The 6,232-nt window shown below is 49.8% G+C and carries 1 protein-coding gene and 1 pseudogene; both read left to right on the forward strand.

The features are described from left to right. Nucleotides 1–141: 141 nt before the first annotated feature. Nucleotides 142–5,973, forward strand: coding sequence for a HEAT repeat domain-containing protein (locus NQD60_RS03940; RefSeq protein ID WP_257101148.1), 5,832 nt, complete (start codon nucleotides 142–144; stop codon nucleotides 5,971–5,973). A 59-nt stretch (nucleotides 5,974–6,032) separates the two neighbouring features. Further along, nucleotides 6,033–6,116: pseudogene (locus NQD60_RS03945) on the forward strand (IS5/IS1182 family transposase); the annotation flags it as partial. Nucleotides 6,117–6,232 lie beyond the last annotated feature (116 nt).

Here is a 6,232-nt window from a genome sequence, read left to right on the forward strand (position 1 = left end):
GCAGGATTCACTTTGAACAGGATGTCGGCCCACAAGGGTTTAAACCAAGTTACTTCTGACCGAAAACCACTAGCGGATCACTGAGCGATAGTTTTTAGTCAAAGATAGAAGGGGAAAGTCATGGAGCCAATAGGGAACGCGTTGAACAGCCCAAGACTCATCTTGATATCGGCTCACCACTCTCTCAAAGCGGCGCAAAATTTAGAAGACCTGAAGGAAAGGGAAGAATATTATGTTGAAGCGCGTCGTTTAGCGGAACAAGCGGCAAAGATCAGCTCTACTGACGCTACTAAATTCAAAGCAAAACAAGACCTTGCAGCTATCTGGTTTGATTACGGGCGCTTTTTGGACATGCAGCGCCGCTTCACTGAGGCTGAAGATGCTTATCGAAAAGCGCGAGAGTACGGATGTGAAGCAAATAAGTTAAAGCAGAATCAACCCAAAGTGCAGAACTTGCGTATGGACATCGGTCTTCAGTACAACCGATTTTTACTCGCTCGTGGAAGGATAGTTCAAGCGGATGAAGTGCTTAAAGAGTCTGTTCAGATTCAAACCCCCGCTTCCAACCGCTCATGCATTAGGCAATGTTTTTCTTCGTCTGTAGACTGGGTTCCCTCTAGGGGGGACGTTGATCAGGGCGGCCCTTCGTATCGAGCAAACAACCTAGATTTTGAGAGACATGTGTCAAGCCTTTTGTCCCGCGCTAAGCCCTTTTTTACCCAACGTTTGCAATCTGACGCCTTGTCACCGTCTTACCATTTACCTCAACCGGGTGAATTCATCCAAGAAACCCGTCATCTAGCTTGGTGTATACAACAAGAGGGTACGCTTGAAGATGAGAAACGTGTTTGGATAAGAGAAGCTGAGCAAATGGTCGGGTGGTTTAAAAAAACTGACGTCGCCAAAAATCTGAAGAATGTCCAGGAAATCGTTACACTCGCTTCTATCGATAATTCAGAGTTGCATCGCCAGATCACCTGTGCGCTGTTAGATGATCTGAAGCTAGAAACTGATTGTCCCCTCAACCTTTTCTTATTGCGAGGATTGTCGGTGATGGTGTTCCATCGCTGGCATCTCACGCAAGATCTCCATGGATCGAGCGATTGCGACATGTTATTACGAGTGTTGTCTCCCAAATTAAATAATATTCAAACCTATAATAATTTGGAACAAGTGCGAACATTGTTGCAAACCATCTCGCTAGTATTAGATCTGATGATTCATCTTCGGTTGAAAAAAATTGATCGGATCGGGGTCGAGGACCCCCTCAAAGCTGGACTCAAGAGATTTGACCATAAGAAAAAATATCCGGAGCTGGCTTGGCTCATTTGTTATATTCGGCAAGCGTTAAAGCGCTTACCGAATAATGAGGCGCTTTCAGAAGAACTGACGCGCCGTGGGCTATTTGCCACAATAGGAGGATTATATTTAACAGCGTTTGGTTTAAAGATAGCTGTGACTCATGGTTTAGGGGCCATTGGCGAGGCCTTAAAGCCTGACCTGCTTTTGAGCGCATTTGAGAACTTTAAAAAGGCAATCAGTGGGATCGAATTCTTAAAGCGTGCCCCTTGGTATGGAGAGCTCTGCTTTATCGATATGTTGATTGACACGGGGAGGCTCGATTTATTGGAACAGCTGTTTGGCCAGAACACGGGTAAGCGTAACAAACAGTATCTACGCGGCTTATGTGATCGATTAGAGCGTCTAGCTTGTATTCAGGCCGATTCCAACGCTCGAGACGGTGCTCTTAAGTTGCTCAAAGGTTTCCAACTCGGTGAGATTGCATGGGCTAAACATGAGGCCATTCAACAATATGCGAGTCAGAGCCTGAATCGTTTAGCGTTCATGTGGCCGACTCCTGATATCGACGCTATGGAGCGAGGTGGCTATGCCCCTCCCGCTTGGCATCCATTTTGGTCTGCCCAGCCAAGTAATCAGTTACTGAACGGCTCACGAGCCAAAGCGCAGCATCAAGCCAAACTGGATGCTGTGCTGTCTCAACTCCCCTCGATAACATCGCACAACAAACAGATGCAGCGCTTGTTCCTACCGACTCTCTCCCTGAAAGACGTGCGCCAAGCCCTTGACCAGTACTATCAGTTATCTGATTTATCGATTCAGCGGGTATCGGGCGATGAAGTGCCGCTTAACACCGGCTATATCAAACCAGTCATCGTTAAAAATCGTGCCCAACGCGAACAAGATCAGAAAGAGCTGATGGCGCTGGACACACTCTTTGAGTCGCAAACGTTACGCGGTTGCTCAACGGGTGTGCCCAAATGGATTTGGATTTTCGGGGAGCCGGGGATCGGCAAAACCACCTTATGCAAAAACCTTGTCTATGAGTATCAGCACAATGCGGCTTGGCAGGGCCTTTTTGATTGCGTATTGTGGCTGCCGTTACGGGACCTTAAGATCCATCAACCCCAAAGCTTAGAAGAATTACTTACTGAAAAATATTTTGTGAATCAGGGCAGCCGACGAGCGCTCCAACTCGCAGAGTTTTTTCAACAGAATCATCGAGATAAGACACTCTTTATCTTAGATGGCTTAGATGAGGTGGTCGGCGACCTGAGTGGAAACAGTACTTTAGGGATATTTTTACGTGGGTTGTTCAATCGGGATTATGGACCGCTCGGTCAAGCTCATGTTGTGATCACCTCCCGACATGCTGGGGTGGGTGCACGCCAGCAGCCCGGTCAGCTGGATTTAGAGCTGGAAACCATCGGTTTTAGTCCGAACGATGTGAAAACGTACATTCAAAAGTTTGCGCCTGAATCGAACCGGGACGCGATTCAGCAGGTTATAGAGCGCACCCCCCTGATTCAGGGACTGATTGATAAACCGATTTTTCTCGACGCGCTGTGTTTTAGTTGGGATAAGCTTCCCAAAGATCGAGAGGTGACCGTGACCATGTTATACGAAGCCATGGTCGATAAATTATGGCGTAAAGATGCTGTGTCCTTAAAGAAAAGAGACTCCGACGGTGTGCTATTAGAGACCCACGTGGTCCAAGAATGGCCAAAGGCTGGTTTAGAAAGGTTGATGGCTCATGAGATCCAATATTTAAGCTACTTAGCGTTTAGGGGATTAGAGGCAGGGAAGTTTGAGTTTAGCTTGGAGGAGTTGAATCAGCACCAAGAGGAATTTAATAATAAGAGACCAGCAGGGATGGAGCTGCTGTTCAGATTCATTAATAATCTGGGAAATACCTCCTTTTTACATACGGCCGATGCTAAACGCCACTATCATTTTCTGCACCCAACCTTGCAGGAGTTCTTTGCGGCTAAGTTCCTGGTGTGGTATCTGCAGGCTGCTTTAGAAGCCACTGAAATGTCTGCGCCTTCAAAAGTCGCGCAGACCGAGTTAGATTTGACACCCGATCAAGCGCAACTGGAAAAATTTATCGCTCAGCATAAATATAATCCGCGTTATGAGGTAGTTTGGTGGATGGTGGCGGGATTGCTTAAGAAGGGGGCTGCACTGGAGCGTTTCTTTGCTCTATTAGGGCAAGCGCCGCGTGACCTCATCGGCGGTTGTCATCAGCGGGTAATGATGGGGTGTCTGAGCGAAGCGCGCATCCAATTGAATAAAATGACTGTCGACAGGCTGGAAACAGAGTTGATGCAGTGGTTGTGGCTTGAGATCGATGCGTTTGCACGCGAGCGGATGGGTCTGGTGAGCCAATTAGGTAGTCAGAGGGCTTTTCCAGAGCATCTGTTGCTCACATGCCTGGACCTTGCTAAGGGCCGGAAAGAGAATATTATTCTAACTTTAGGAGCACGCTCAACTTTGTCTGCCGACGCTATCTCGGCCTTGATCACTGCATTAAAGGATGAAAAGGGGGTTGTCAGAGATGTGGCCGCTGGGGTATTACGCGAACAGAAAACGCTGTCTGACGCCGCCAGCCAGGCCTTGATCGCAATGTTACAGCATGAAAGCGAGTCTGCCAGGTATGTGGCTGCTCAGGTATTAGGTGAACACAAAACGCTGGATAACGACGCTATCTCGGCCTTGATCATGACGGTGTTAAAGGATGGGCACGAGTCTGTCAGGTCTGTGGCTGCCCAGGCATTAGGCGAACAGGAAACGTTGTCTGACGCTGCCGGCCAGGCCTTGGTCGCAACGTTACAGCATGAAAGCGAGTCTGTCAGGTCTGCGGCTGCCACGGCATTAGGCGGACATAAAACGTTGTCTGACGCTGCCGGTCAGGCCTTGGTCGCAACGTTACAGCATGAAAGCGAATCTGTCAGGTCTGCGGCTGCCACGGCATTAGGCGGACAGGAAACGTTGTCTGACGCTGCCAGCCAGGCCTTGATCGCAGCGTTACAGGATGAAAGTCAGTCTGTCAGGTCTGCGGCCGCCAGCGCATTAAGCGGACCGGAAACGCTGTCTGACGCTACCAGCCAGGCTTTGATCGCAACGTTACAGAATGAAAGCAAGTCTGTCAGGTATCAGGCTGCCAGGGCATTAGGCGGACATAAAACGCTGTCTGACGCCGCCAGCCGGGCCTTGATTGCGGCGTTACAGGATGAAGACCCGTCTGTCAGGTCTGCGGCCGCCAGGGCACTAAGCAGACATAAACCGCTGTTAAGCGGATATAAAATGCTGTCTGCGGTCGCCACGGCATTAAGCGAACCGATAACTCTGTCTGACGCTGCCAGCCAGGCCTTGGTCGCAACGTTACAGCATGAACGCGAGTCTGTCAGGTCTGTGGCTGCCCAGGTATTACGCGAACATAAAACGCTGTCTGACGCTGCCAGCCAGGCCTTGGTCGCAACGTTACAGCATGAACGCGAGTCTGTCAGGTCTGCGGCTGCCATGGCATTAGGCGGATATAAAACGCTGTCTGACGCTGCCAGCCAGGCCTTGATTGCAACGTTACAGCATGAAAGCGAGTCTGTCAGGTCTATGGCTGCCCAGGCATTAGGCGAACAGGAAACGTTGTCTGACGCTGCCAGCCAGGCCTTGATCGCAGCGTTAAAGGATGAAAGTCAGTCTGTCAGGACTGCGGCCGCCAGCGCATTAGGCCAACCCAAAACGCTGGGTGACGATGCTATTCCGGCCTTGATCATGATGGTGTTAAAGGATGGGCACGAGTCTGTCAGGTCTGTGGCTGCCCAGGCATTAGGCAGACAGGAAACGTTGTCTGACGCTGCCAGCCAGGCCTTGATCGCAGCGTTACAGGATGAAAGTCAGTCTGTCAGGTCTGCGGCCGCCAGCGCATTAAGCGGACCGATAACGCTGTCTGACGCTGCCAGCCAGGCCTTGGTCGCAATGTTACTGCATGAAAGCGAGTCTGTCAGGTCTGTGGCTGCCCAGGTATTAGACGGACCGATAACGCTGTCTGACGCTACCAGCCAGGCCTTGATCGCAGCGTTACAGCATGAAGACCCGTCTGTCAGGTCTGCGGCTGCCCAGGCATTAGGCCAACAGAAACAGCTGCCCACCGACACCAACGCTCTCTCGACCTTGATCATCACGGTGTTAAAGGATAAAAACAAGGATGTCAGGTATCAGGCTGCCAGGGCATTAGGCGAACAGGAAACGCTGTCTGACGCTGTCCGAGAGGCCTTGACCGCAGTGTTACAGGATGAATGCAGCAGGTGGGTCAGGTATGTGGCTGCCCAGGCATTGGGCGGACAGGAAACGCTGTCTGACACCGCTATCGCGGCCTTGATCACAGCGTTACAGGATGAAGACAAGTATGTCAGGTCTGTGGCTGCCGGAAGCTTAGACTCGCATATTGATCAGCTTTACACAGTGCTGCCCGTCTTGGAAGTGGAAGAAATTCAAACGGTATATAAGAGGTTTTTGTTTGGTTACAGCTGTTATCGTATAGCGTCGCTGTATATTCAAGGAAATCAACTTCATTTTTATACGGCGACTGGGCCGGGGCAACCTATTCCTCTGACATCTGAACAAAAAGCTACGTTGATTCAGGCCTTTAGAGCTGTCAGGGCGGAAGCTTAGATTGGTCTATTACCAGAAGAAGAGCCGTTTTTTATGAAGACATGAAGCAATCAATAGGTGTAGCGGCCCGATTCGATAAGTTAAAACGCAATTATGAGAGTGGGGTCGCTATGGCTTGCACTTTCTTGTGGCTGTCTATGTGAAACGTCAACACGCCCTAGTTTGATGAAACTCCGTAGGACTACGCGGAATATATCTCTAGCAGAAGCAAAGGGCTGGGGCCAATAAAATAAAAAGAGATGCATGCCGGATAAAATTT

The sequence above is a fragment of the Mycoavidus sp. SF9855 genome, assembly GCF_024582735.1.
GTDB lineage: Bacteria > Pseudomonadota > Gammaproteobacteria > Burkholderiales > Burkholderiaceae > Mycoavidus.